The following is a 24,704-nucleotide window of genomic DNA, read 5'->3' as shown; positions in this document are numbered from 1 at the left end:
TTATTTCTCCGATTGGTAGGCGAGGCTGCCGGGGCGGGCATCGCATTCGGCGCCGAGTGCGATCCCGGGGGCGAGGCGCTCGCGGTGGGCGGTGAGTTGGGTGAGGGCGCGGTCGGCCAGGGCAAAGGGGTCGATCGTGTTGACGTTGATCTTCGTGCCGCCTTCAAAACCCGCGAGCGTGGATACGCGCCATTTGAGCATGACGCGCCAGGGCATCTTGGTTTCGGTATCCGGCGGGCGGTGGTACCACTCCTCATTGGTGGCGATCTCCGGGCCGGTGGCGACGTGGCAGGCGTGGATGAGATCGGACATGCCGCGTACGGCGTCGGGGTGGTGCTTCCAGGGGAAGTTTGCGGCGGCCTTGGAGTAGATCTCAAGCGTCGGGAAGCGGTGGCCGAAGCCGGCGAAGGCGATGGCGTGCTCGTTTTCGGCGATGACGAGGCCGTGGGCGATGGCGTAGTTCAGGGCGAGGCGATTGTAGATATCGGGGCTGAGGGCGACCTTGGCGATCTCGCGTTCGGCCTGCACGCCGCGTTCGTCGATCGTCACGAGTTGCTTGTGCAGGTGGTCGAAGGAGGCGCCGGCGGGCTTGAGCCAGTTTTGGAAGGCCGCGACGTATTTGGCCTGCGGGTATTTGCGGTACAGATCGCGCATCGTTTCCACTGTCATGGCGATGTACTGGTGGTGCTCGTCGGGGCTGAGGGAGCCGGAGGCGGCGAGATCGGCGGTGGAGCGGGCGTCGTCGACATAGTGGCGGCGGGCGACGATGACGTCGTGGCCGGAGGCGAAGAAGGCGTCGGCAAAGGAGATGAGGGTGCGCTCATCGAGGGCGTCGATCTCGGATGCGGTGAGGCCGGAGGCGAGGAGTTTGGTGCGCACGATCGCGAGCACGTGCTCCCAGCCGGCGTCTTCGACGAGGTAGGCATCGCGCCGGTCGATCACCTGGGAGGGGATCTGGTAGCCGTAGTTCGATTGCCAGTACTCCAGCGAGAGGATCTCAAAGAGGTTCGGGATGCGGCGGAATTCGGCCGTCGTGTCAAAAAGCTTAGAGGCGGGCACGTTCAGCAGGGTGCGCCAGGCGCCGTCCTCGGTGATGATGCGTGCTTTTTCCGGCGGGGTTTCCAGGTAGCGGCCGGAGCAGAAGGCGCAGTGGTGGCCGGTGCGGGCGGTATCGACGGGCCCGGGCTCGGGGTTGGCGGGCCGCAGCGGGCGGTTGGCGCGGCCGGGGATCGTCCAAACCTCGGTGCCGGAGAGCGGATTGATTTGCTTGATCGTGCCATCGGCCATGCGGGTGATCGGGGCGGTCGCGGGCAGATTCAGCGTTGAGGTTTCCACCCCTCTACTGTAGGCCGATTGGCTCGGCGCGGTGGCGCGGGAGACAATGGGTCCGCTATGACCAGTTCTTCCGAAGCGCAGGTGCGGGTTCCCGCCGAAATCTGGGTGATGGTCGTGGCGGCTTTCGTGATCGCCGTCGGCTACGGACTGATCGCTCCTGTGCTGCCGCGATTCGCCGAGTCCTTCGATGTTTCCGTGACCGCGGCGACGATCGTCGTCTCGATTTTTGCCGTCTTCCGGCTGCTGTTTGCACCCGCGGGTGGGGCGCTCATCGACAAGCTGGGGGAGCGGCCGGTCTATATCAGCGGCGTGCTCATCGTGGCGCTGTCCACGCTAGCGGTGGCGACGGCGAACTCCTATTGGCAGCTCATCATCTACCGGGGCCTTGGCGGTATCGGCTCGGTCATGTTCACGGTCTCTGCGGCCTCCCTCATTGTGCGGCTCGCGCCGCCAAAGATCCGCGGGCGCGTCTCCTCCTATTACGGCGGCGCGTTCCTCATCGGTAACGTGATCGGGCCGCTGCTTGGCGGCCTGCTCGCCGAGATCGCGATCTGGGTGCCGTTCGTGGCCTACGGCGTCGCGCTCATTATCGCGGCCGTCGTCGTCGGGGTCTTCCTCTCGGGGGCGAGTCTGCGGCGCGATCCCGCGACGCCCGCGTTGCCCGTGATGACCGTGCCGGAGGCGCTGCGGGACTCCGCGTTCCGCTCGGCGCTCGGCTCCTCGTTTGCTAACGGCTGGACGAACTTCGGGGTGCGGGTTTCGATTCTGCCGCTCTTTGCCGCCACAATCGCGACGCAGACGTGGGTCGCGGGCGCGGCCCTTACGGCCTTTGCCGTCGGCAATGCCTCGATTTTGCTGTTTGCGGGGCGCATTACGGACCGCATCGGGCGGCGTCGTCCGATCATCGTCGGGCTGCTCGTGGCCGGAAGCCTGACCGCCGTGCTGGGGCTGGCTGATTCGATCTGGCTGCTCATCACGCTGTGCGCGCTGGCCGGGCTCGGCTCGGGCATCCTTAACCCGGCGCAGCAGGCGACCGTCGCCGATATCGTCGGGCCGGAACGGGCTGCGGGCAAGGTGATCGCGACCTTCATGATGCTCTCGGACTTTGGCGCGATCGTCGGCCCGATACTCGTCGGTCTCATCGTCGATACGGCCGGCTATTCGCTCGGGTTCGCCCTGTCCGGGCTCATGATGATTGCCGCGGCTATCGGCTGGCTGCCGGCACGCGAGACCGCGCCGGTGGGGCGCGATACCGGGCGCTAGGGCACGTCCGCCTGGACGAGCGTACCCGAGCCCTTGGCTTCGATGCAGCCATCGCTCGCGGGGACGAAGACGGCCTGGCCGCACTTCAGCCGCAGCATCTCGCCCGCTTCATTCCAGACCGAGATCTTGCCGTCGACGCACAGGATGACGCGCGGACCCTGGCCTCGCACCACCTGGCGGCCGTGGCTTTCGCGCAGCCGCGTGACGTTCAGTTCGAAGTCATCGACCGGGGCGTAGAAGACTTCGGTGGCGCTGCCAAAAAGTTCGGGCGCGAGCCGGATGGGAGGCGCGGCGACGAAGTCGACGCAGCGCAGCATCTCATCGACGTCGACGTGCTTGTGGGTCAGTCCCGCGCGCAGCACGTTGTCGGAGGAGGCCATGACCTCCACGGCGAGGCCGGACAGGTAGGCGTGGACGGTGCCGGTCGAAACAAAGAGGGTTTCGCCGCCGCGCAGCGTCACCGGGTTGAGCAGCAGAGCCGCGACCACGCCGGGATCACCCGGGTGTTCGGACTGCAGCAGCCCGACGATGGAGTCGGCTCGCGGTGAGGGGGATTCGGCGGCGGCAAGGCGCTTCGCGCACGCCTCGGCAACCGCCGTGACGTCTTCTTGCGATGGCCGGCGCGGCCCGGACACGAGCAGCGCAAACGCGCGCTTCATGCCGGCGGCAGTCGGGTCATTGCGCAGCACCTTGATGAGGCGCTCGGCCAGCGGCGCATCGAGGTCTTCCAGGAGTTCGATTGCCCGCCTGGGAGCCCGGAAGCCGCACATCGCCTCGAGTCTGGTCAGGGCAATGACCATCTCGGGCTTGTGGTTGGGATCGCGGTAGTTGCGGGTCGGGGCATCGAGCGGAATGCCCGCAGCTTCTTCCTTCTTATAGCCCTCGGCGGCGAGCTCGGCGCTGGGATGGACCTGCAGCGAGAGCGGCTTCGCGGGTGCGATGAGCTTCATGAGGAACGGCAGGGTATCGCCAAAGCGGGTGCGCACGTCTTCGCCGAGGGTGCCGAGCGGATCGGATTCGATCAGCGCCCGCAGGTCGGCAAATTCGTCATGATCGGGTAGCCCAGCAGGACCCGTCGGATGCACGCCAAACCACAGTTCGGCGACCGGATCCTCGGTTACCTCTTCCCCCATGAGCCACGGGATGGCATCGCGTGACCCCCAGTCATACGTGCGGCGAACGCCACTCATGCGATACATGCAAACCTCCATTGGCAACGAGCGTCTCACCAGTGTACGCGCTCGCAACGCAGCTGCGGCTTGAGACTGGCCGAATTTCCCGCAATTTAGGGCACTGCGTCTGCAGGTTGAGCCAAGTCGGCTCAACTTTTCGCCCAGGGCGATCATGGCTGGCACTCTCAGGCCTCGAGTGCCAATAATGGGGTATCGGCCCGGAACGCCGGGCAGCACTGACTTGGAGGTTTCGACGATGGCAACTCGCTATGATCCGTTCCGCGAAATGGATCGACTGTTTAACGCATCCGTGCGACAGGCCCCGGTCTCTCCGGGCATGCCGCTCGACCTGTACCGGGACGGCGATAAGTTCGTCGCCCAGATTGATCTGCCGGGCGTGGACGCGTCCTCGATCGATATCGACGTCGAGGATCGGACCCTGACGATCCGCGCCGAGCGACGCTCGGTGACCGGCGAGGATCTGGAATGGCTCACCCACGAGCGTCCGACGGGGACTTTCGCCCGCCAGATTGGTCTCGGCCAGGGCGTGGCTCCGGACAAGATCGAGGCCGACTACGCCGATGGCGTTTTGACCCTCACCATTCCGGTGGCGGAGGAGGCCAAGCCGCGCAAGATTCAGGTCTCGCACGGCGGCTCCCGACAGACCATCGAGCACGACGCCGAATAACGCGCCCCGGGACGGGAACTCTCCACAGTTCCCGTCCCGAGGTCTATCCAAAGTGAGACACTGGGGCCATGAAACAGAATCTGCTCCGCCCCGAACCGACGCTGCTTCCCGCAGATCCTGCGGCACCCCTCATCGAGGAGGGCGCTAGCCCGCACGAGGTCGCCCGCCAGTATCCGGCCTCCTCGCTGCCGTGGGCGCTGCTGTCGGAGCAGGCGCTCGCCGAGCGCGACGACGTCGCCGCCTACGCCTATGCACGTACCGGCTACCATCGCGGCCTGGACGCGCTGCGTCGCGCGGGATGGCGCGGCGCCGGCCCCATCCCCTTCGATCACCTGCCCAACCAGGGCTTCTTGCGCGCGCTCATGGCGCTCGGTAAAGCCGCCGCAGCGATCGGGGAGGACGACGAGGCCGAGCGCATCGTCGAATTCCTGTCGGATGCTGACCCCTCGATCGCGCCCAAGAGCGAGCAGTGAGCGAGCCCGGCTGGGTCAAAGACGCCATCTTCTGGCACGTCTTTCCCCTCGGCGCGCTCGGTGCGCCCGATACCCGCGATGACGAGGACCCCCTCGCGGGGCCGGACGGCATCGCCCACCGGCTGCCGGATCTGATTGGCTGGCTCGACCACCTGCTCGCTATCGGGTGCAACGCGCTGCTGCTCGGGCCGATCTTTTCCTCCTATTCCCACGGCTATGACACGCTCGATCACTTCAGCGTGGATCCGCGGCTCGGTGATGAAGCGGACCTCATCGAGCTCATCACGGCCTGCCACGAGCGGGGCATCAAGGTTGGGCTCGACGGGGTGTTCAACCACGTCGGGCGCGGCCATGCCCTAGTCGCGGACCGCCTGGATGACCCGTCGACGACATTTTTTGAAGGGCACTCGGGCCTGGTCAACCTGGATTATCCGGCCGCAAGCCCGCTCGTTGCCGAGGTGCTGACGTACTGGTCGGAGCGCGGGGTGGATTGCTGGCGGATGGATGCCGCCTACGCCATGAACCCCGCCACGTGGCAGACGATCCTGCCGCCGGTGCGCGAACGTTTCCCGGAGCTTTATATCTTCGGCGAGGTCATCCACGGGGACTATCCGGCGATCGTCGCGGATTCGGGATTCGACTCGGTGACGCAGTACGAGCTGTGGAAGGCGACGTGGTCGGCGCTGAACGATGCCAATTTCTACGAGCTTGATCATGCGCTGGCGCGGCACGCGTCCTTCCTTGAAACCTTCATTCCGCAGACGTTCGTCTCCAATCACGACGTCACACGGATCGCGTCGCGGCTTACCGACCGGCGGCATCTGGTCCACGCGGTGGCGCTGCTCGCGCTCGTGCCCGGAACGCCGAGCATCTACTACGGCGATGAGGACGGCTTTACCGGCACGAAGTACGAGCGGCTCGGGGGCGATGCGGAGATCCGGCCGCAGCTGCCGGCCTCGCCCGCGGAACTATCCGAGCTGGGACGCGGCCTGCGGGCGCGCTACCAGGAGCTATTCGGCTTCCGGCGCCGCCACCGCTGGCTGCACGATGCCCACCTGGAGGTCATCGAGCTGACCAACACGCTGCTCGCGCTGCGGCTCACGCCACGCGAGGAGGCGGCGGCGCCCGTCTACCTCGCGCTCAACATCGGCGATGAGCAGGCGCGCGTCGGTGACCGCGACGTTCGCGCGCATGACATCGCCTACTGGGCGGATCAGGCATGATGGAGCATCCGGTCATTCTTGCCTCGGGCTTTGCGGGCGGCGTCGCGTTTCGCGACCGCGTCCTCTTTCGCCGCGCGGACGGCAGTTACGCCGACCTCGCGGGCGAGGTCCACGTCGAGCCGGGGGAGCTCACGAACGTGCGCGAGCTCGATCTCGTCCCGCGTGATGTTCTGGCGGACCTCAACGACTCCTACGACCCGTGGGACCTGCGCCTGCAGTTGCGCTCCATCCCGAACGCCGTGGTTACCCGCCAGCTCTCGCACGTGCCCGATGTGGTGCCCGCGGGCGAGGGGCCGCGCTTGGCCGGTCGCTGCTGCGATGCGCCCAGCAACCCGTGGTTCGAACCGACGACGCCCTCGGATGATCGCTTCATTCCGATCATCCGCTCGGGCTATTACGGCGTGTGGCGGCACGTCGGGTTTCGCATCCGATTGCTGCCGGCAGACGCCTGCCAGCTCATCGCCTATGGGGATCCGAGCGAGGCCGTCGGGCTCGCCTTTACGCCGACCGATAGCCCGGACGCGCCCTACGTGGCGAGCATCGATCAGGCAGAGCTGCAGGCGCTCTACACCGTGGAGGGGCGGGCCGTGGTCGATCGGCACCTCGTGACGATTTGCGGCTCGCGGCCCGGCGTGACGATGGTGACGGCGCAGGACATCCCCGAGCATGAGCGGGTGCGGCAGATCGCCGCGGCCGCTCGCTTCCTCGCCGAGGCGCGCGGCGATGACTTCGCGGGCGATACCTCGCTTGCGGGCGTGCAGCCGATCGATGCGGGGCCGAGCTGTAACGTCGCGGCCTCGCGGCCGCTGCCGGCCACCCTCGAGGTCGATAACCGGAAGGTGCGCGCCATCCGGATGGAGCGCACCGACTTCGTGCGCAGCGCCTCGGGCTGGCAGGGCAATTGGCGCGAGCGTCGGCCCGCGATCTACCTGTCCGTCATCCCGCAGTTCTAGCGTTCAGCAAACAGCCAGCCGTAGGCCTCGCGCAGCAGGCCAAGCATCGCCGCCTCGTCGAGGTCGCGGATGGCCGCATGGGCGTGCTCGATCGCGGCGTCCTCGGAGTCGAAGGCGGCAAGTGGGACGAGCATCGCGGGATCCTCGTACTCCAGGGTGCCCACCGAGGTGAGCGCTACACCGATGACGGCGAGGGGGCGATCCTCGCGCTGGACGGCGCCGCCGGTGAAGGCGCACGTGAAGCTCGGGGCGTCCTTGGCATTGGTCGAAAAATCGGCCGTGACCGTGAGCTCGGCGCCAAGGCCCCCGTCGATCACCAGCGGGACCGACATGCCAAAGGGCTCACTGCTGCCGCGAAGATGGGCGGAAAAGTCTCGTCCTGCCATGGGTTTCTCCTTTTCCCCCCCTGATGGCGGGCCTCGCGCTCGCGCGGCAGCTGGGTGCGGTAGATGAAGGAGTGGATCGGCACCGGCACGCCGAGCGTCGCGGCACGCGAGACGATCGCGCCGTTTTGGGCGGCGAGCTCGCTCGGGCGACCGGCCGCGAGATCGCGCTGCATCGAGGACGTCGCATCGGGCGCAAAGGACTCGGCATAGATCGCGAATGTCTCCTCCTCGTCGGCGTCGGTGAAGTTAACGCCGCTGGCGCGCGCGACGTTGGCCGCCTCCGTGATCGCCTCGCGCACGAGCCGGCTCGTTTCGGGGTGGTCGCGAGTGACGCCGACGGGCAGCCCGGAAACGGCCCCGATGCCGCCGTAGGAGGCAATGAGGGCGAGCTTCTTCCACAGCGCGAGGTGGATGTCGGGCGCGAGGCTGGCAGCGATCGCCGATTCGTCGATCGCGGCGACGATCGGGGCGGCGTCGCCGATGGCATCGAAGAGCCCCACGAGCAGGGTGGCGTCCGCCCCGAGGAGGGTGAGCGCGCCGGGGGCGGTGCGCTGGACATGCACGACGCAGGTGGCGGCGAGGATGGGCGCGTCGGGGAAGAGCTCGCGCGCGATGATGGGGGCGTCGATCCCGTTTTGCAGGGTGAGGATCGGCGTGCGGGCATCGTAGCGACCCTCGATGCGCTGCAGGGCTTCGCGGGCCTGCCAGACCTTGGTGGCCAGGATGATGCAGTCGGGCGCGCCGGGCGGTGGGCTCGAGACAATCGGGATGGGCGCGATGGTGCCGGTGTTCTCGCCGCGGGTGAAGCGCACGGCGGTTGCTTCTTTTGAGGTGGGGCGGGCGAGGACGGTGACGTCGTGGCCGGCCTGGGTGAGGCGGGCCGCGAAGTACAGGCCCATCGCGCCGGATCCGATAATGAGGAATTTCATGGCTACATTTCGGTGAGCTCCGCGATGAGGGCTGCGGCTTGGGCGTCGTCATCGGAGAGCGGATCGGGTAGATCGATCTGGGGGCGTGGTGGGGAATCGAGGCGGATGTGGGCCCAGCCGACGGAGGCGGAGCGGCCCGCCGCTGCGCACGCCGCGACGAAGGCGCCGCGGATGCGGGCGCGGGTGCCCGTGGGCGGGGTGGTGCGGGCGGCGGCGACCTCTTCGGGGCTGACCCAGCTAGCCATGAGGCCCGCGCGGCGCAGGCCCGCGGCGAGGCCCGTGGTATCGGAGATGTCGTGGAAGGCAAGGATCGTGCGCAGCACGCGCGGGTCGGCGTAGCCCTCGGGCGCCGAGGCGGCGACGTGGCGCGCGAGGGTGGCCTTGATCGCCCAATCGAGCTCGGTTTGCACGCTCGAGTAATCGCCCGATTCGAGGGCCGCAATGCCACGGCGCGCGAGATCGAAGGTACGGGCGGTGAGCGGATCGTCGGGCAGGGTGGGCGCGATCCGGTCGCACACGAGCGTGAGGAGCTCGGGGCAGGTGATGGGCGAGCGGCCGCCGGTGCGCTCGGCGGGCGAGTTCGGGTCCAGGTTCCAGGCCCGCGTGGCGGCGATCGGATCGGCGAGCTCGCATTCGACCAGGTCCCAGCCGCCGGCCTCGATCAGGGCGAGCAGGGCGTCGGCGAGCAGCACCTTGACGGCCGTCGTCGCCTCACACCTGGCCGCGTCGCCCGCGATGATGTGCAGGCGGCGCCAGCGGGTCTTGTCCGCGTGGGGTTCGTCGCGGGTATTGATGAAGGCGCGGCCGCGGGTGGGGTCCGCGGAGGTGGGTGCTGTCATGAAGGGGGCGCGGGCGGAAAACAGCAGCGGGGCGAGCGCCGAGGTGGGGCGCTCGGTGTGGGCGACCTCGCCGGGGAAGGGCAGCAGGCCAGCGCCGGTGAGGATTTGGCGGGCGGCGAGGAAGCCGACGAATCCGGCGGTGGGCAGCTCGGGGCTACGGCGAATCTGGTAGTTCTCGTGGCAGCCGAAGGTGTTGCCGTGGGCGTCGGCGTTTGATTTCAGCAGGTGGATGCGCGCCGCGGGCTCGCGCGTGGCGAGGTCAGCGTTGGCGGTGGCGAGCATATCGGCGAGGATGGCGTCGCCCGCGCGGTCCTGGGCGAGCACGTCGGATAAGTAGCGGCATTCGGCGCCGGCGTATTCGGGGTGGGAGCCGATGTCGACGTAGAGGCGGGAGCCGTTGGCTAAGAAGTGGTGCGCGCTGCGGTGGCGCTGCGGCGTGTGGCGGAAAATCTCGTTGACCGCGGCCTCGGCGGCAACGGGCGGAGCGCTATCGTCGGGGACCGGCGCCAGGTGCGCGCTCGCCACGCCGTATTCGGTTTCGATCCCGCAGGCACGGGTGAGCGGCCCGGCAGGGCTCACTGGCCGCCCTTTTGCACGAATCCTTGGACGAAGCTCAGGGCGTTGACCTCAAGGACGTCGTCGATATCGGCCAGGACTTGATCGAGGCCCTGGGCCGTGGGGTTGGGGCCGGCGGGCGTGGGCGGCTCGATGGGTTCGGCCGCGTCCTCGTGGGTGGTTTCTTTCTGGATGCGCTTGGCCATTACTCCTCCTTGGGTTCATGGTAGATGCCTTCGTCCCAACCCTCGGTGTGCGGATCGGGTGGGACATCGAGGCCCAGGTGCGTCAGTGCGGCGAGCGCGCTATCGGTCGCGGCGATCGCGGCGCGGGCTTCGGCGGCGGTGGGGTGGTGCGGATCGGACAGGGTGACGCGCAGCAGGTGGGGGCGAGGCGAATCCACGACGAGGGAGGTCCAGCTCGCGGCCCAGATCTGGTCCGGATAGGCGGCAAGGAAGGCGGCGCGGCCGCCGGCGCGCGTGTTCTCAGGGGCGGCGAGCTCGGCCGCCGCGATCTCCTCGTCGTCGATGATCTGGCGGATCGTGCCGGCGCGCTGCAGGGCGGCGGCGAGCGAGGCGGCCGGATCGAGCATCGCGAATTGCAGGTCGGCGGCCGCGATGCGCGGGTCGTCCCAGCCGCAGGAGTACTTCGCGCGTAGGCGCTGCAGCAGCTCGTACTTCGCGCACCACTGCACGAGGCTGGCGGCGGCGTGTGGGCCGATCGCGAGGGCGTCGAGGGCCTCGGACCACAGGTCGAGCACCTCGCGGGTTTCCGCATCGCAGCGATGCGCGCGGCAGGCGGCAAGGAAGGCCCGCTGGATCTGCAGGGCGCTCGCCTGCCCGCCGGCGGCCAGCGGCGCGGTGGCCGACAGCGTCGGGTCATAGCTGAAGGTGCGCACGGCGGCGACCGGATCGGCGAGGCGGAAGCGTTCGGCGAGGTCGGCCGCGTCCTCGGGGTGGTTCTCGATGAGGGATAGGACGGCGGAAAGGCTGCCCATGCGCAGCAGGATCGTCGGCGCGAGAACGGAGGAATCGGCGGTGATGACGTGTAGGCGGCGCCACCGGTTGCCGCTTGCGTGGGGTTCGTCGCGGGTGTTGATGATGGGGCGCTCGCGGGTGGTGTACAGGGAGGTTTCCTGCTCGATGAAGTCCGCGCGCGCGAAGATCTGGAAGCCGGGTTCTTCACTGCGGCGCCCGATACCGACGCGGCCCGCGCCTCCGATGATGGGCCGGGTGACGAGGAAGGGCAGGAGGGTTGCCGTGATGAGGTCCCAGCTGGTGGCGCGCGACATGAGGTAGGACTCGTGGGCGCCCCAGGCTTGGCCCTTGCCATCGACGTTGTTCTTCACGAGCACGCAGCGCAGATCGGCGGCAGCGCGCTGCATGAGGCGATCGCCGGCGAGGTCATAGCGCATGGCCGCGCGCGGTCCGAGGGCTTCGGGCGCGGCGTATTCGGGGTGGGAGTGGTCGACGTACAGCCGCGCACCGTTTGGGCCGTGGATCGCCGAGCCGCGGTAGTAGTGCGCCTCAAAGGGGGTCAGGCGCGTGACCCAGCGGGTGGCGGCCGATGTCAGCGCCGCGCCGGCGCCCTCGTTGGTGCGGGCCTCGGCCGGCAGGTTCGTGTGCGTAAAGCCGCGAGCGTCGGAGCCCGGGGCTTCGCCCGAATAGTCAAAGCGGGTGCCTGCCCCCGCCTCGAGCTCCCGGCCCGTGGCCGCGGGGACGTGGAGTTGGCTCGGCTGGCCCTCGGCGGCCAGGGCGCGCGCGTAGGAAAACAGCAGCTTGGTCGCCAATGCCTCCGGATCCGCGCCCGGATCGGCGGGATCGAGCAGGGCGTATTCGGTTTCCACGCCCTGGATGCGCGAGACCGAGATCATGCGTCATCACCCGCCACGGGGATCACCGCGACGATGGGATCGCCGCCGCGACCCCGCCCGATGACGCGGGCCCACTCCTCCGGGTCGCTCGCACCCGGCAGGTCCGCGCTGTCGGCAAGTTCGCGCTGCAGCGCGTGGCGGAGGTGGTCCGTGCTGAGCCCACGCGTGCCGGTCTCGAGGTAAGACTTGATCGCCGCCGTCTTTGCGCGATCAACGATCGTGGCGATCATGGCGCCCGAGACGAGATCGGCAAGGTGCCACGTCTCGGTTGCCCCCGAGCGGCGGCGTACCGTGAGCAGCGCGGTGTGTTCGTCGCGGGTAAACAGCGCGGCGAGCAGGGCCGAGCGCATGGCGGCAACGGCCTCGGCTACGCCTCCGGCGGCCGCGATCTCGGACTCGGCGATCGGCAGGTCCGCGGTGAGGTAGCGGGCGAGGATCTCGGCGCTGCCGGCCTCATCTGGCCGGTCGATGCGGATCTTGACGTCGAGGCGGCCGGGCCGCAGGATCGCCGGATCGATCATGTCCTCGCGGTTGGAGGCGCCGATGACGATCACGTTGCGCAATTCCTCGACGCCATCGATTTCCGCGAGCAGCTGCGGCACGACCGTCGTCTCGACGTCGGAGGAGACGCCCGAACCACGCGTGCGGAAGAGCGATTCCATCTCGTCGAAAAAGATCACGACGGGCAGGCCGAGCGCGGCCTTGTCGCGGGCCCGCGCGAAGATGAGGCGGATGCGTCGCTCGGTTTCACCGACGTACTTGTCCAGCAGCTGGGGGCCCTTGATGTTGAGGAAGTAGGCGTCGGCGCCCGCGGTTCGCGACAGCGAGGTGGCGATCGCCTTGGCGATGAGGGTTTTGCCGCAGCCGGGCGGCCCGTAGAGCAGCACACCCTTGGGTGGGCGCAGGCGGTGTTCGGTGAAGAGTTCGGGGTGGGTGACGGGCAGTTCGACGGCGTCGCGGATTTGCTCGATCGCCTCGGATAGCCCGCCGATGGCCTCCCACGGCGTGTGGGGCACCTCCTCCAGCAGCAGGTCCTCGACCTCGGCGCGCAGCACCCGGCGCAGCGCGATCCCGTCGCGCAGATTGGCGAGCAGTGAGTCGCCAAGGCGCAGGCGCTCGCGGGCGAGGTCCCCGGCCAAGCGCAGGACGCGGCTGTCTTCGCCCCGCACGATGACGAGGACGTGGTCGTCATCCAGGCGCTGTTCGACGGCGACGATATCGCCGGTGTCCTCGGCTTCGGTGGTGGCGATGACGCAGAGGTGGTCATCGAGGATGACGCCGGTGCCGGCCTGCAGACCGCCGAGCGGGACCTGCTGGGAGACGGCCACGCGCATCTTGCGGCCCGCCGCGGAGATGTCGACGATGCGCTGCAGGGCGTCGACGGTGCGCAGGTAGGTGCCAAAGCTGAGCGGGGGCGCGGTGAGCCGGTCGATCTCCTGGCGCAGGCTCGAAAGCTCCTGGCGGGCGGCGGACAGGGCGTGGGCGAGGCGGGCATTCTTGCGCGCGAGCTGGTCGTCGGTCTCGCTCATCGTTCGCCTTTCACATGCGCCATTGCGGATACGGCTATGGTACCGCGAAAACCGCGGTAATGGGACGGTCGTACTAGATTATCGTGGCGCGCCATCGCGCCAGGAGCTTGGCCTCGGCGCCGCATGACAGTGGACGCGTCTCGCCCGCCGCCGTATCGCGGATGACCTCGACGAGTTCGTCGGTATCCTCGCGCCGCACGCGGATCTGCCAGCGGTCGTCCTCGGCCGATAGCGTCGTGAGCTGCCAACCCGTCAGGCGCGCGACCCCGAGGCGCTCTTGGACCGTGGCGAGCGCGACCTGCTGTTCGGGAGGTAGTGCGGACATCCCGCGGTTATGCCACGCGTCGTTCAGGTCGGGCGCGATGATGCCCATCGAGCCCGCATCGATTGCGGCGACGACGCTCTTAGCGCTCGCCCGCGCGAAGGTGAAACCGCTCGGCAGCAGCACCCCCGTCGGGGCGAAGCGGTGGCCTCCGGTGTGGGAGGTTTCAAAGACGAGACCGCCGCGCTGCTGCGCCGCCTCGATCGCCACGGGCCGGCCTTCAAGCGCGCAGCACAGGTCGCGCGTGCCGTTAGTGCACACGAGGGCGACGGCCTCGCGCGAGACGACGAACCGGTAAAACAGCGCGAGCACCGCATCGGGGGTGGGCGAGCTCAGCGCCTCGGGCGTCAGGCGCTCCAGTTTGGCGGGATCCGTGACGGTGCCGCGCACGAGCCACGGCTCGCCGCTAAGCCCGCCCGCGATGAGCAGCACGCGCTTGTCATCGCTCTCGCTCACGCGCTTATTGGGCTCTCGGATGAGGCCAAAGCGGCCGCCGACGGAGCTCACGAGATCGTCGATACGGGCGCCGAGTGCCGGATCGAGATCCGATTGGGTGACGGCCTTACGGCCCCACGCGCCGGGCTGTTCGAGCATGACCCAGCATGTCGCGCGGGCCGCGCTGCCCGCCGCGATCTCGTCGATCGCCGCCGATCCCATCGAGCAGCGTTCGCGGGTCTTATCGTTATCGCTCACGCAGTCCTCACCTACCTAATGCCACATTAACTGCTCACGGGGCAGACGCGAATCGAGTCATGACGGTATCGAGCATGGCCTCGGTGAGGCGGCCCGTGAACGTGTTTTGTTGCGAGACGTGATAGCAGCCGAGAAGGCGCACGCTGCCGTAATCTGCCACCAGCTCGACCTCCGCGCCGTGGCCGAATCGCGGCGCGGGTCGCGGCACCTGCCAGCCGAGCGCGCGAGCGGTGCGCAGCACGGACTGCCAGGCGATACCGCCGAGCGCGAGGAGAGCGATCGGGCGAATGAGCGAGAATTCGCGCTCGATCCAGGGCGCGCACGTCGCAATCTCGGTGGTGGTCGGTTTGTTCGCGGGTGGCGCACAGTGCACGGGTGCCACCATGCGCGCGCCGAACAGCTCCAGGCCGTCGGCGGCCTCCTCGCTCGAGGGCTGGGAGGCGAGGCCGACGCGGAACAGCGAGGCGAAGAGCCAGTCGCCGGAGCGATCCCCGGTGAACATGCGACCGGTGCGATTACCGCCGTGGGCGGCTGGCGCGAGCCCGACGATTAGGCGCCGCGCGGCGGGGTTGCCGAAGCTCGCAACGGGGCGTCCCCAGTAGGGCTCATCGGCGAAGGCGGCGCGCTTTACCCGTGCATGGTCTTCCCGCCAGGCGACGAGGCGAGGGCACGCCCGGCACACCGTGACGTGGGCATCGAGCTGCTCGGTCGTCTCACATGAGGCCGCGAGGTGGGAGACCTCAGCGGCGCTCGTTGCCACCGCCGTCGCGGCGGTAGCTGGATCGCCCGGCCAGCCCGTGCCGGGAGGGACGGGGGAGGCAAACAGCTGGCCGGTGCCGGGGTGGGCGAGCAGCGGGCACGGCGGTTCGCCGGCCTCACTCATTCGCGCTCGGCGAGGTGGGCCTCGAGGCGCTCCACCTTGCCATCGAGCTCGCCGGTGAAACCGGGGCGAATATCGGCTTTCAGGACGAGCGAGACGCGAGAACCGTAGGCGCCGACGGCCTCGGTCGCGCGCCTCACGACATCCATGACCTCATCCCATTCGCCCTCGATCGTCGTGAACATCGCGTCGGTGCGGTTAGGAAGCCCGGAGGCGCGCACGACCTCGACGGCGGCGGCGACGGCCTTGGCCACGGATCCGGATTCATCAGCGGAGCCGGAGGGGGCAACAGAGAAAGCAACAAGCATGCCCCAACTGTAGGCACAATAGTCTTCATGCGTCCCGCCACTTCCGCCGCGATCCACGCCCGTACCTGGATCGATAGTGAGCCCGTCGATACCGACCTGGAGCCGGCGACGATCCGCCACGCCCTGGAAGACCCAAGCACGCTGTGCTGGATCGATCTCGTGGCGCCCAGCCCCGATCAGCTCGGCCACCTCGCCGACGAGTTGGGGCTTGATCCCACGACGGTCGAGGACGCGCTCGCACCCCATGAGCGTCCCAAGCTCACCGAGATCGATGGCCGGCTCTTCTTCGTCGTCTACGCCACCGATATGGAAAGCCGGGCCGAGGACCGGGAAGCGGGCCGGTTGCAAACCTCGCGAGTCTCGGGGTTCTTGCTCGATCATGGCCTCGTGACGGTGCGGCTCGATGAGGACATCGATATTCCGCGCATCATGGCCAATGCAGACCGGGAGCTCGCCGCCCGCAGCTCCGATGACGTCGGTGTCCTTGTCCACGTCCTGTTTGACTACATCGTGGATGGTCACTTTGAGACGATTCAGCTCATCGACGGTGATCTCGAAGACCTTGAAGACGAGCTGTTTGCAGAGGGCGGTCCGGGGCCTGAGTTCTCGGCCAAGGCCTATGCGGTCAGGAAGGACCTGGCCAAGCTGCGGCGCTATGTGCTGCCGATGCGCGAGGTGGTGCTCGGCCTGATCCGGCACGAGTTCGCCGACCGGCCAGATCCCTGGTTCCAAGACCTCATGGATCACGTCCTGCGCGCGAGCGAGTGGACCGATTCGCTGCGCGATGTCATCCAAAACCTCGTGGAGACTCATCTGCAGCTGCAGGACTCGCGACTGAACACGGTGATGAAAAAGCTTGCGGCGTGGGCCGCGATCATCGCGGTCCCGACGCTCGTGACCGGATGGTTTGGACAAAACGTGCCGTTTCCGGGGGAAGGCAACGCCACCGGGTTCATCGCCTCGATTGTCCTTGTTGTGGGGCTCTCGGCCAGCGTCTACGTCGTCATGAAGCGAAAGGACTGGCTGTGATCGAGCGGGCAGCGCCCCGGAGCCGCCTGGGGCCCGAGGTCCTCATTGTCCTTGGGCTCTCGCTCGGCCAATCGGGCATCTATTCAATCGTCAATATCATTGCGCGTCTGACCGCTGCGACCCCGCTGCGCCAGCAAAGCGCAGGGCTGAATACGTCCTTGAGCGCGCGCCCGTATCTGGATCTGACCTACCAGCTGCTGGCGATTGGCTTCGCCCTCGTGCCTGTGGTGCTAGCGCTGTATTTCCTGTCAGATTCCGGCAAGAGCGCACTGGCCCGAATCGGATTCGAGTGTCGTCGTCCCGGGCGTGACCTGCTGGCCGGAATCGGACTTGGCGCCCTCATCGGGATCCCGGGACTCGGGTTCTACCTGCTGGGGCGGCTTATCGGTATCACCGTGAACGTCTCGCCGGCGGGGTTGCCGTCATATTGGTGGGCGGTACCGGTCTTGATCCTGGCGGCCCTGAAAAACGCGGTGCTGGAAGAGGTCATCGCCGTTGGTTACCTGTATGAGCGCCTGGAGCAGATGGGCTGGAAAGTGCCGGCAATCCTCACGGCGTCAGCTCTGCTGCGCGGCACCTATCATCTCTATCAGGGCATCGGTCCGGGGATCGGCAACGTCGTCATGGGTGTGGTCTTTGCCGAGTATTACCGGCGTACGCGGCGCGTCATGCCGCTCGTCGTTGCTCACACACTGATCGACCTGGTGGCTTTCGTCGGATACACCCTCCTGCCCGAGAGCTGGCTCGCCTGGCTTTAGCGGCGGTAGTAATCGACGAAGTTGCGCACGATCTGGTGGGATGCCGAGACGTCGAACTTTGCCGTGTAATCCTTGACCTCTTGTGCTGATTCGGCCGGGAAGTAACCCGCGTCCTTGTACACATCAATCCGCAAGTGAATCCCGGGGATGTCGAGTTCGGGATGGAATTGCGTGCCGTAGAGATTGTTCTTGATCCGAAACATCTGCACGGGACACGCCTGAGATGACACGAGCAGGGTGGCATGCTCGGGTAGTTTCGAGCAGGCCTCCTTATGACCGACGAAGGACCTGAACTCGCGCGGGATCCCTTCCAGTAGTGGGTCGGAAAGACCGGCGTCGGTAATCCTCATGATGGGTGCGCCGATCTCTTCGCCGTAGGTGAAGTCGATCTGTCCGCCCTGGTGCCGCCCGAGGGTGCCAACCCCGTAGCATGCACCAAGCAAGGGGATGTCTTGGGGAACTACTCGATCCAGGAGCCCCGAGAGTTCGTGCTCGACTCGAATCTGGGTGTCGGATTTGTGTTCCCGCGGAATCGAGCCCGTGAACGGGCTGCCTCCGAGCATGATTCCCGAGATCGCAGACAAGTCGATCTCGGGTAGCGGCTCAGATTCCAGCCGGATCCGGATGAGCTCGGTTTCCCTTAGCCCGCCAAAACGTAAGAAGAGCTCGTACTCGGCGTCGGCGGTTTCGTCCTCGGGACGCGTGGCGATGAGAACAAACGGCTTCATACCGCTCCCATAAAGGAGAAGTACAGGAAAAGCACCATCAGCTGTATGGCCGTGACAACTGCACCGATAACGATGCCGGCAATTGCTAGCCCCTGGCCATTGCGGCGGCGGTTGGCGCACCGTTGAAGTCCCACGACCCCAAAAACCACACCCAGCAGCGGTAGCGCAGGGATGAAGAAGAGGAGGGACAGCACCAAACTCGTCAGTGCCGTGGACTCCGTCTTAATCTCAGGCGCCTTGTAGCCCGGTCCAGAAAAAACGGCGGATGCGTCTATATCTTCGGTACCAGGAAACACAAGGTCCACGGGGTCAGATACGGGCGGCTGGCGGGTCATGTGCTCAGCATACGGCGTGTCGAGGGGGCAGTCTCGGCGCTGGTTGTACAGTGTTCCCGGAAAAAGGCCACGGCCGACCACGGAGGAAACCCATGTCAAACCCCACCAAAGGATTCTGGACGCTTCACGGCGACGGAAAAAAGATCGGTCCCGGTGAGATCGTCACCCCGCATGAGCGGTTGAGTTGGTCTCTCACCGCAGGGATCGGAGCACAACACGTAGTGGCCATGTTTGGGGCCACTTTTTTAGTGCCCTTATTGACCGGTTTCCCGCCGTCAACGACGCTGTTCTTCACCGCGATCGGCACGCTGATCTTCTTGATCACGACTGCGGGCAGGCTCCCGAGCTACCTTGGCTCATCCTTCGCGCTCCTTGCTCCAATTGGGGCCGTGACCGGGTTCGTGCCCGGTGAGGGCACAGCCCTGGATCCGCACAAGATGGCGCTCGCCCAGGGCGGCATCATCTCAGTTGGACTCACGCTCGCGGTCGTCGGTGTCATCGTCCACTTCGCGGGTGTCCGCTGGATCGATGCGGTCATGCCTCCGGTCGTCACCGGCGCCATCGTTGCCCTCATTGGCTTCAACCTAGCGCCGGCCGCATGGAACTGGGTGAAGCAGGCGCCCGTGACCGCCGTGGTCACCATCGTCGCGATTTTGCTCATCACGGTCCTGTTTAAGGGAATCGTCGGACGCCTGTCCATCCTGCTCGGTGTTCTGGTCGGATATGTCACCGCTGCCATTCGCGGCGAAGTGAACTTCGAAGCCATCGGAGATGCCTCCTGGGTTGGCCTTCCCGCGTTCCACGCACCCGCATTCGACCCGAGCTACCTCGGCCTGTTTGTTCCAGTAGTGCTCGTGCTGGTGGCAGAAAACGTCGGACACGTGAAGTCGGTGGCGGCGATGACGGGAGACAATCTCGACGATGTCACCGGGCGTGCGCTCATCGCCGATGGTGTTTCGACCATGCTGGCCGGATCCGGAGGCGGCTCCGGCACGACGACCTACGCCGAGAACATCGGCGTCATGGCAGCCACGCGCGTGTACTCGACCGCTGCCTATGTCTGTGCCGCGCTCTTCGCACTGGGCCTTTCGATGCTGCCGAAGTTCGGTGAAGCAATCGCGACGATCCCCGCCGGCGTGCTCGGCGGCGCGGCTACCGTCCTGTACGGCATGATTGGCATGCTCGGGGTGCGGATCTGGGTCCAGCGCCAAGTGGACTTCTCCGATCCCGTGAACCTCAACACCGCTGCTGTCGCCCTCATCGTCGCGATCGCGAACTACACGATCAACGTGGGACAGATCAGCTTCGAGGGAATCGCTCTCGGCTCGGCGGCCGCGATCATCATCTACCACGTCATGCGGGCAATTTCCCGCTGGCGGGGGACGTCGTTCGAACCGGCTTCCCCGGCATCAGCGCCGGGCGGAGTCGAGCTGAATGGTGAGGACTTCGGGCGCGGAGTCCGCAAGTCTCGCTAATTCCTAGCCGTCACCTTCCGCCGGGGCCTCCTCTTCAGGGGGCTCCGGCGGTGTTTTGCATCCTTCGGGGGCCACGAACGGCTTATCTCCGACGGCATCAGCACCCGCCATTTGGCTGTACTCATCGCCGACGATGACATCGATCGACTCCGTATCACGCTCTTCGAGCGTGACGACGGAATCGGGGAACAGCCGGGAGATGGTGTAGCCCTGAACGATCTGTGACTGATTGACGCGAATGAGTGCCGTGCCGGGATAACCCGCACCGAAGTTGCCCGTCTGACCGACCTTGAGTCCGAGCTCCTTGAGACCCTTTGCAGTTGCGCCCGCGAGGCCAACGCGGCTCGTCCCGTTGTAGACGTCTACCGGTAGATCTTTCAGCGCTACCGGCACCGAGTCGGCGGGAGGACATACGGACACAGTCGTATTCCCGGTCTCCTCCTCCTCTGGCACAGTGAACTCGCGCGCGAACGGTGAGGGGAGCAGTCCGGAGAACTGAGCGAGAGACAACACGAGCGCTAGCGCGAGGAGCAGTCCGAGGCCACCAAAGATCACCGCCTGGCGTTGCCACAGGCGACGATGACGTTCCTTGGTCGGATTCGAATCTGAGGGGGTCACAGAATTTACCGTAGTAGATAAACGGTCCTGATGTGATCGACCCTGAGGACGATGCGACCCGGAAGATAGGTGGAGTCTGTAACGGTTTGGTCTCGGTGGCGTCAAGGGGTGGCAGCAGTGTGATGCGCTGCATAGCATAAGTGAATGATCGAACAAGCATCGAGGACGACCGAGTCTGGTCCGACGCATTGGCGAGCGCTTAAGGCTGGCTTAGTCTTCGCCACTTTGGGAACCCTGATTGCTGGCTGCACGTCAGGCGGCGCATCGACTTCTACTTCTCCGGAGCCTGCCGAAAGCTCGATTCAGTCCGACGACGGGGTGAATCGGGAGAACCTTCCTGAAGTCAAAGTGGATGCGAACGGAGAACGGTCTTTTCCGGAGCAAACGCACCAAGAGATGCTAGACGTGATGTGGAAAGACGTCCTCGCGAGTCTTCCGGAGGGAGCAGTTTCTCCGGAGCGGCCGTCGGTCAGCCTAGTTGCGTATCAAGAATCAATGGGCCCATACGCTGAGTGCTTAAAGCAGCAGGGGTGGAGTCAAACGAAGTACTTCCCCGATGTTGACGAGGTGGAAGTGGAAGTCCCGGCCGGTCAGTCGGCGGCCTTCGAGATCTCTCAATATACGTGCTACGGACAGTATCCGAAGAAGACGCGACCACCGATGAATGAGCGAGAAATCGGCGAGCTATGGCAGTGGAGTATGGATGAGTCCATCCCATGCCTTGCTCGCGAGGGCTATACCGTTACGGGCTTTCCTTCCAAGGGCGCTTTCGTTGACGGCTACTTTGCAGAGCGAACATACAAATTGCCTGCAAGTATCGTCGATGCGCCAAGTGACGTCATCGATCGATGCCCACAGTTCCCGGCGAACTTGCGGGATTAGTAGCGATTTTGTTGTATTCGTTAAGGTTGAATTCGTTGGAAGGCGTTCTGTTTGGTGCCTGGTAGGTGAGGGTGTTCTTTTGGGTGCCAGTAGGGAGATTGAATCGGCCTGGTGAGGGTTCCGACCTTTGTAGGAGGGTGGACCACAAGCAACTTCGACCCCGAACCCCGGCAGTGCCTGCTCGCTGAGGCCAGTTGTGAGCACGAGTCACTGGCTGTGACCTGCTGTAATGTTGGTGGGCTGCTGGAATTGAACCTTGTGGCACTGCGCGTGTAGCAGCGCCTCTATGAGATCGATGCCGGTGTAAAGTCCGGTGTTACTGCTGACAGACCGAGGAGATTTGGCGCTTGCGCCGCGAGATCGCGAGGCGAAGAAGCGAACCTATGCAATCAATGCTGTGAGCATGTTTTCGGGAAGCAACTCGACCGGCACCGAACGAATTGATCGGATTCGTTGACGAGTATTGTGATCGTGTCAGAGTCGTATTCCCTTGCCGTGCGTTTTGTGCGGTATATCGTGTGTGTTTCATTTCTCGCGGATGCCGGGACGCGAAGGAACAGCCCAATTCGGATGGGTAAGTGCTTGATGAGCTTTTCGTGCCGCAGATCCAGCAGCTCGGAACGAAGCGTGTTGGCGGGTACGGGCGGCAGAACTTGCATGCCCCGGAGAAGCGCGAGAGGTGCGAGATCGTCCGGGATCAGAGCGAACGCCTCTGAAGCAGGAGAGCATGCGCGGAGTGCGGAAAACGACGCGAGCATTCACTATATGACCTGACCGGGCGATGGCACTACCTGCGCGCAGGATTGTGGACTAGAATCTCGCCTTGACGTTTGCTCCCCGCCGGACAGATCCCGTGCAACAATGCCCAATAGGAGGCAGACGATTAAGAGCCTCCACGGGCAAGGGACTATAACATCAACCCTGCGATTCAGCCCAGGACCGGCCACCACGAACGCTTACAGACGATTCAGTTGGCACGCCAATCATCACGTAGCTGCCCGGCGAAGGAATTGTGCCCAGTGCGGCAATGGTGCTGAGGGGAACGTCATTGCCAGGCCATCGTTCGACAGTGGCCCCGCTGTCACAAATTCGCGAATGGGTGGGGCACGGGCGGGTGTCACCTCAAACGGTGATCACGGGGTCCACGTAACCTGTAGTGGATTGCTGGCCCTTAACCGGTGACAGCGGCCACGTTTATCATCCCATGGGAGTCGGCTAACCCAACCGGTCTTGATTGGTTCGGTAGGAGCGAACATTGCGTCAGTACAGGATCACCACTATTTGAAGTCGCAAACTACAGCATCAGTGAATTCTGCGAGATCCATTCGTTCTTTTCCTTCCTTTTGGAAAGTGTCTGTTGGAACAACGGCGATCTCGATCTGAGAACTATCATCCAATCTGGGCCGGTTTGAACACGCGGCGATGATTGTGAACCGACTATCATGCAGATTATCTGCGGTGTAACTGGGTGGTTCGGCGAAGCGTGGGGAGGCATCCTGAACTATAAGCAAGACCTCATCGGAGGATATGGTGCTTCCGACTTCTCCAAGACTTTTGCCTAGGAGGGATTCGGCAGTACGGTCTGTTCCCGATTTGCTGCTGCAGCCGGTAAAGCACAATACGGCTGCAAGAGCCATTGCGACTCGTGTTCTCAAGATTTCTCCTAATTGGCCAAGATCTGTGGAAAGCTATCGCCGAAGTGTCAGTCCGGCGGAGACCCAGAACTGTCCAGCGCAGGGTCTCCGCCGGTAGGTTCATCCAATCAATTTGCAGTAGATGGACCCTGTTGGGTTGAACGCGTACAGATATCCGCTCCGCTTTGGGGGGATAGGAGCGCCATCGAGACGGCCTCGTGTTTCGATTTGGTATCTGAATCTCGTTCCGATGGGATTTGCGATCCAGGCCTCGCCTGCTCGCATGACCGGTGAGGTGCATGATTGAGAGGTCGTCACGGATGATGCCGAACTGATAGAGAGGGATGATGCAACTGACCAGCGGGTTACTCCGGTCGTGAGTTGAATCGTCCGTGTAACGGTCTTGCCGCTCTGGATCGTACAGGTTCCGCCGGTCGTTCCGACTTGGCAGCGTCCGATTTCTTTGGTGGTGTCAATGAAATTGGCGGTGCTGGTCTTGTTGACAACGTGTCTTGTCAAGATGAGCCCGTCAGTTGCGGGTGGGATATCGACGGTGGCTGACGCTACCGCAGTCCCTCCGATGGCGAAGAATGTGAGGGGGCTTGAAGTGATCTGAGCCTTGACATAGTTCCTCCATTTAATGTGGCTCGTGCCACATCCGGGTTAGTCGAAACTATACTACTGCGCGTCTGAGCGCAAGTATTTCGAGTGACCTTCTATGTAGATTGCTGTTCTATCCAACTTGTAAAGCGGAAAAAGGAGTATTTGATTAGTCGAAGATAGCGAGTTCTCCTGCATGCCGTTAAGGGGTGTTGGGTGGCGGGCGGTCCTCCTCAGGCCCTCTGGCTGCGCTCGGTCACGGCTTTGAGCGCCGGGAACTGCCTCGTGCGTGGATACCGTTGTCTTTCAGTATCTAGGTCGTAAGCCGGGTGCCCTCCAGTTCCTGTTCTAACGATTGAATCCATCGCCTAGCGGCTGAAGATTCTCCATTCTCTCGGCTCGTGACACCCGCGACCTGTCGGGCGCCAAGGCGCGCCTGGTGACGCTCACCGGTAGACCATAGGCCATTGTGGCAGCCTTCCTTTACCCAAGGATAGGACCCGGTCGCGGATCTGATGTGTGTCCTTATGAGGCATCGTTGCCTCTCGCGAGGTCGTCTCAGATTCACACAATTGAAAAGAACGACACCCAGGACGGTTCAGTTCTTCCTATCTCAAGCCAACGAGTTGCCGCCAACCTCACGGATGGGTACAGCTAGGTTGGCATTCAGTGGTGCGTGTCGGTCTGTGTCGCCCTTGCCATACATTGCCAGAAAGCGGGTGCCCACATCCGCGTCGGTCACGTCCAGGGTCAGCGCCGCGCACGAGCGCAAGCCGCAGGGAAGTGAATCGTGTCGGGTTTGATGGAGGGTAGAACGGCCCGGAAGGAACCCCGCGAATGGGAGTCAGTAAATACCCCGCCGAGCTGCGCGAGCGCGGGACCCGCCTGTGTCTCGATGCCCGCCGAGACCTCGCGACGCGGCAAGGCGCGTACCGACGGATCGCTGAGCAACTCGGCGGGCATCCCGAAGCGCTCAGAACTTGGGTGCATCGTGCTGAGACCGACGAGGGGCTCCGCCCTGGCACCACGAGCGGTGACGCGGCCCGGATCGCGGAACTCGAACGCGAGGTACGTGAACTCAGACGTGCGAACACGATGGCGGATTCAACCGGTCAACGCAATGGGTGCTGTGAGATGAAGCAGACGTTGATCTCAGGAGGCATCGGTTGCAGGGCAAGCATGGTCATCTCAGTCGTGAGCAGAAGCAGCTCGCGCTCCGTCTCC

Annotated in this window: 24 protein-coding genes; 10 read left to right on the top strand and 14 right to left on the bottom strand. The window is 65.1% G+C overall.

Translation table 11 applies throughout. From position 1 onward, the window contains the following. A complete protein-coding gene (locus tag MUN85_RS05200; protein ID WP_250505844.1) occupies window positions 1-1,287 on the bottom strand; it encodes a DUF4921 family protein in 1,287 nt (428 codons plus the stop codon). 105 nt (window positions 1,288-1,392) lie between these two features. Between MUN85_RS05200 and MUN85_RS05195 the strand changes: the two genes are divergently transcribed. Continuing rightward, window positions 1,393-2,598, top strand: a complete 1,206-nt coding sequence (locus MUN85_RS05195) for an MFS transporter (protein ID WP_250505705.1) — start codon at window positions 1,393-1,395, stop codon at window positions 2,596-2,598. On the opposite strand, the gene manA is transcribed toward MUN85_RS05195, so the two are convergent. After that, window positions 2,595-3,797 (bottom strand): mannose-6-phosphate isomerase, class I, encoded by a 1,203-nt coding sequence (gene manA / locus MUN85_RS05190; RefSeq protein WP_250505704.1) that lies wholly within the window; start codon window positions 3,795-3,797, stop codon window positions 2,595-2,597. The genes MUN85_RS05195 and manA overlap by 4 nt on opposite strands. A 229-nt stretch (window positions 3,798-4,026) precedes the next feature. Between manA and MUN85_RS05185 the strand changes: the two genes are divergently transcribed. From MUN85_RS05185 to MUN85_RS05170, 4 genes are all read left to right on the top strand, one after another. Continuing rightward, complete coding sequence (locus MUN85_RS05185) at window positions 4,027-4,458, top strand: Hsp20/alpha crystallin family protein (RefSeq protein WP_092562246.1); 432 nt, start codon at window positions 4,027-4,029, stop codon at window positions 4,456-4,458. 68 nt (window positions 4,459-4,526) lie between these two features. Further along, a complete protein-coding gene (locus MUN85_RS05180) occupies window positions 4,527-4,931 on the top strand; it encodes a DUF3151 domain-containing protein (protein WP_250505703.1) in 405 nt (134 codons plus the stop codon). Continuing rightward, window positions 4,928-6,154, top strand: a complete 1,227-nt coding sequence (locus MUN85_RS05175; RefSeq protein ID WP_250505702.1) for an alpha-amylase family glycosyl hydrolase — start codon at window positions 4,928-4,930, stop codon at window positions 6,152-6,154. The genes MUN85_RS05180 and MUN85_RS05175 overlap by 4 nt, the downstream gene beginning before the upstream one ends. Further along, window positions 6,151-7,107 (top strand): hypothetical protein, encoded by a 957-nt coding sequence (locus MUN85_RS05170; RefSeq protein WP_250505701.1) that lies wholly within the window; start codon window positions 6,151-6,153, stop codon window positions 7,105-7,107. The genes MUN85_RS05175 and MUN85_RS05170 overlap by 4 nt, the downstream gene beginning before the upstream one ends. Here the strand turns inward: MUN85_RS05170 and MUN85_RS05165 are convergent. From MUN85_RS05165 to MUN85_RS05125, 9 genes are all read right to left on the bottom strand, one after another. Continuing rightward, a complete protein-coding gene (locus tag MUN85_RS05165) occupies window positions 7,104-7,439 on the bottom strand; it encodes a hypothetical protein (RefSeq protein ID WP_250505700.1) in 336 nt (111 codons plus the stop codon). The two genes, MUN85_RS05170 and MUN85_RS05165, sit on opposite strands and share 4 nt — an antisense overlap. After that, entirely contained in the window at window positions 7,421-8,422 is a 1,002-nt protein-coding gene (locus MUN85_RS05160; protein ID WP_250505699.1) for a ketopantoate reductase family protein, read from the bottom strand. The genes MUN85_RS05165 and MUN85_RS05160 overlap by 19 nt, the downstream gene beginning before the upstream one ends. 2 nt (window positions 8,423-8,424) lie before the next feature. After that, the gene (locus MUN85_RS05155; protein ID WP_250505698.1) at window positions 8,425-9,840 is read right to left on the bottom strand and encodes a proteasome accessory factor PafA2 family protein; all 1,416 of its coding nucleotides are present in this window, start codon (window positions 9,838-9,840) and stop codon (window positions 8,425-8,427) included. Next, the gene (locus tag MUN85_RS05150) at window positions 9,837-10,022 is read right to left on the bottom strand and encodes a ubiquitin-like protein Pup (RefSeq protein WP_250505697.1); all 186 of its coding nucleotides are present in this window, start codon (window positions 10,020-10,022) and stop codon (window positions 9,837-9,839) included. Before MUN85_RS05150 ends, MUN85_RS05155 begins: the two co-directional genes overlap by 4 nt. After that, the gene (locus MUN85_RS05145; protein WP_250505696.1) at window positions 10,022-11,689 is read right to left on the bottom strand and encodes a proteasome accessory factor PafA2 family protein; all 1,668 of its coding nucleotides are present in this window, start codon (window positions 11,687-11,689) and stop codon (window positions 10,022-10,024) included. The genes MUN85_RS05150 and MUN85_RS05145 overlap by 1 nt, the downstream gene beginning before the upstream one ends. Continuing rightward, window positions 11,686-13,218 (bottom strand): proteasome ATPase, encoded by a 1,533-nt coding sequence (gene arc, locus MUN85_RS05140; RefSeq protein ID WP_250505695.1) that lies wholly within the window; start codon window positions 13,216-13,218, stop codon window positions 11,686-11,688. Before arc ends, MUN85_RS05145 begins: the two co-directional genes overlap by 4 nt. A gap of 73 nt (window positions 13,219-13,291) precedes the next feature. After that, a complete protein-coding gene (locus MUN85_RS05135; protein WP_250505694.1) occupies window positions 13,292-14,233 on the bottom strand; it encodes a ferredoxin family protein in 942 nt (313 codons plus the stop codon). 34 nt (window positions 14,234-14,267) lie between these two features. Further along, window positions 14,268-15,116, bottom strand: a complete 849-nt coding sequence (locus MUN85_RS05130; protein ID WP_250505693.1) for a uracil-DNA glycosylase — start codon at window positions 15,114-15,116, stop codon at window positions 14,268-14,270. After that, window positions 15,113-15,421 (bottom strand): thiamine-binding protein, encoded by a 309-nt coding sequence (locus MUN85_RS05125; protein WP_092562211.1) that lies wholly within the window; start codon window positions 15,419-15,421, stop codon window positions 15,113-15,115. Before MUN85_RS05125 ends, MUN85_RS05130 begins: the two co-directional genes overlap by 4 nt. Before the next feature lie 27 nt (window positions 15,422-15,448). On the opposite strand from MUN85_RS05125, the gene MUN85_RS05120 reads away from it, so the two are divergent. Together MUN85_RS05120 and MUN85_RS05115 are read left to right on the top strand one after the other, a co-directional pair. Next, window positions 15,449-16,450 carry a magnesium transporter CorA family protein gene (locus MUN85_RS05120; protein ID WP_250505692.1) on the top strand — a complete coding sequence of 334 codons (1,002 nt, stop codon included), beginning with the start codon at window positions 15,449-15,451 and terminating at the stop codon, window positions 16,448-16,450. Next, window positions 16,447-17,208 carry a CPBP family intramembrane glutamic endopeptidase gene (locus tag MUN85_RS05115; RefSeq protein ID WP_250505691.1) on the top strand — a complete coding sequence of 254 codons (762 nt, stop codon included), beginning with the start codon at window positions 16,447-16,449 and terminating at the stop codon, window positions 17,206-17,208. Before MUN85_RS05120 ends, MUN85_RS05115 begins: the two co-directional genes overlap by 4 nt. Here MUN85_RS05115 and MUN85_RS05110 read toward each other — a convergent pair. Beyond that, on the bottom strand, window positions 17,205-17,936 hold the full coding sequence (locus MUN85_RS05110; protein ID WP_250505690.1) for a glutamine amidotransferase: 732 nt from the start codon (window positions 17,934-17,936) through the stop codon (window positions 17,205-17,207). The genes MUN85_RS05115 and MUN85_RS05110 overlap by 4 nt on opposite strands. Further along, window positions 17,933-18,271 (bottom strand): DUF4190 domain-containing protein, encoded by a 339-nt coding sequence (locus MUN85_RS05105; protein WP_250505689.1) that lies wholly within the window; start codon window positions 18,269-18,271, stop codon window positions 17,933-17,935. Before MUN85_RS05105 ends, MUN85_RS05110 begins: the two co-directional genes overlap by 4 nt. Window positions 18,272-18,363: 92 nt before the next feature. On the opposite strand from MUN85_RS05105, the gene MUN85_RS05100 reads away from it, so the two are divergent. Beyond that, complete coding sequence (locus tag MUN85_RS05100; protein WP_250505688.1) at window positions 18,364-19,746, top strand: uracil-xanthine permease family protein; 1,383 nt, start codon at window positions 18,364-18,366, stop codon at window positions 19,744-19,746. 3 nt (window positions 19,747-19,749) lie between these two features. Here the strand turns inward: MUN85_RS05100 and MUN85_RS05095 are convergent, their stop codons facing one another. Continuing rightward, window positions 19,750-20,364: a LytR C-terminal domain-containing protein gene (locus MUN85_RS05095; RefSeq protein ID WP_250505687.1), complete on the bottom strand. Its 615-nt coding sequence runs from the start codon at window positions 20,362-20,364 to the stop codon at window positions 19,750-19,752. A gap of 144 nt (window positions 20,365-20,508) precedes the next feature. Between MUN85_RS05095 and MUN85_RS05090 the strand changes: the two genes are divergently transcribed. Then, window positions 20,509-21,246: a hypothetical protein gene (locus MUN85_RS05090; protein ID WP_250505686.1), complete on the top strand. Its 738-nt coding sequence runs from the start codon at window positions 20,509-20,511 to the stop codon at window positions 21,244-21,246. Window positions 21,247-24,317: 3,071 nt separating this feature from the next. Next, window positions 24,318-24,704 (top strand): transposase (locus MUN85_RS13050; protein ID WP_431603548.1); only part of this gene is annotated, 387 nt, incomplete at its 3' end.

The sequence above is a fragment of the Bowdeniella massiliensis genome, from assembly GCF_023634005.1.
GTDB lineage: Bacteria > Actinomycetota > Actinomycetes > Actinomycetales > Actinomycetaceae > Bowdeniella > Bowdeniella massiliensis.
The sequence above is the reverse complement of the archived record's forward strand: the minus strand, read 5'-3'. Positions and strand labels throughout refer to the sequence as shown.

Bases quoted from the DNA above. Each gene is read 5' to 3' on its own strand.
- MUN85_RS05130 (WP_250505693.1), bottom strand. From the start codon at position 15,116: ATGAGTGAGGCCGGCGAACCGCCGTGCCCGCTGCTCGCCCACCCCGGC.
- MUN85_RS05110 (WP_250505690.1), bottom strand. From the start codon at position 17,936: ATGAAGCCGTTTGTTCTCATCGCCACGCGTCCCGAGGACGAAACCGCC.
- manA (WP_250505704.1), bottom strand. From the start codon at position 3,797: ATGTATCGCATGAGTGGCGTTCGCCGCACGTATGACTGGGGGTCACGC.
- MUN85_RS05195 (WP_250505705.1), top strand. From the start codon at position 1,393: ATGACCAGTTCTTCCGAAGCGCAGGTGCGGGTTCCCGCCGAAATCTGG.
- MUN85_RS05145 (WP_250505696.1), bottom strand. From the start codon at position 11,689: ATGATCTCGGTCTCGCGCATCCAGGGCGTGGAAACCGAATACGCCCTG.
- MUN85_RS05200 (WP_250505844.1), bottom strand. From the start codon at position 1,287: ATGGCCGATGGCACGATCAAGCAAATCAATCCGCTCTCCGGCACCGAG.
- MUN85_RS05120 (WP_250505692.1), top strand. From the start codon at position 15,449: ATGCGTCCCGCCACTTCCGCCGCGATCCACGCCCGTACCTGGATCGAT.
- MUN85_RS05160 (WP_250505699.1), bottom strand. From the start codon at position 8,422: ATGAAATTCCTCATTATCGGATCCGGCGCGATGGGCCTGTACTTCGCG.
- MUN85_RS05170 (WP_250505701.1), top strand. From the start codon at position 6,151: ATGATGGAGCATCCGGTCATTCTTGCCTCGGGCTTTGCGGGCGGCGTC.
- MUN85_RS05165 (WP_250505700.1), bottom strand. From the start codon at position 7,439: ATGTCGGTCCCGCTGGTGATCGACGGGGGCCTTGGCGCCGAGCTCACG.
- MUN85_RS05125 (WP_092562211.1), bottom strand. From the start codon at position 15,421: ATGCTTGTTGCTTTCTCTGTTGCCCCCTCCGGCTCCGCTGATGAATCC.
- MUN85_RS05105 (WP_250505689.1), bottom strand. From the start codon at position 18,271: ATGACCCGCCAGCCGCCCGTATCTGACCCCGTGGACCTTGTGTTTCCT.
- MUN85_RS05180 (WP_250505703.1), top strand. From the start codon at position 4,527: ATGAAACAGAATCTGCTCCGCCCCGAACCGACGCTGCTTCCCGCAGAT.
- MUN85_RS05090 (WP_250505686.1), top strand. From the start codon at position 20,509: ATGATCGAACAAGCATCGAGGACGACCGAGTCTGGTCCGACGCATTGG.
- arc (WP_250505695.1), bottom strand. From the start codon at position 13,218: ATGAGCGAGACCGACGACCAGCTCGCGCGCAAGAATGCCCGCCTCGCC.
- MUN85_RS05185 (WP_092562246.1), top strand. From the start codon at position 4,027: ATGGCAACTCGCTATGATCCGTTCCGCGAAATGGATCGACTGTTTAAC.
- MUN85_RS05150 (WP_250505697.1), bottom strand. From the start codon at position 10,022: ATGGCCAAGCGCATCCAGAAAGAAACCACCCACGAGGACGCGGCCGAA.
- MUN85_RS05100 (WP_250505688.1), top strand. From the start codon at position 18,364: ATGTCAAACCCCACCAAAGGATTCTGGACGCTTCACGGCGACGGAAAA.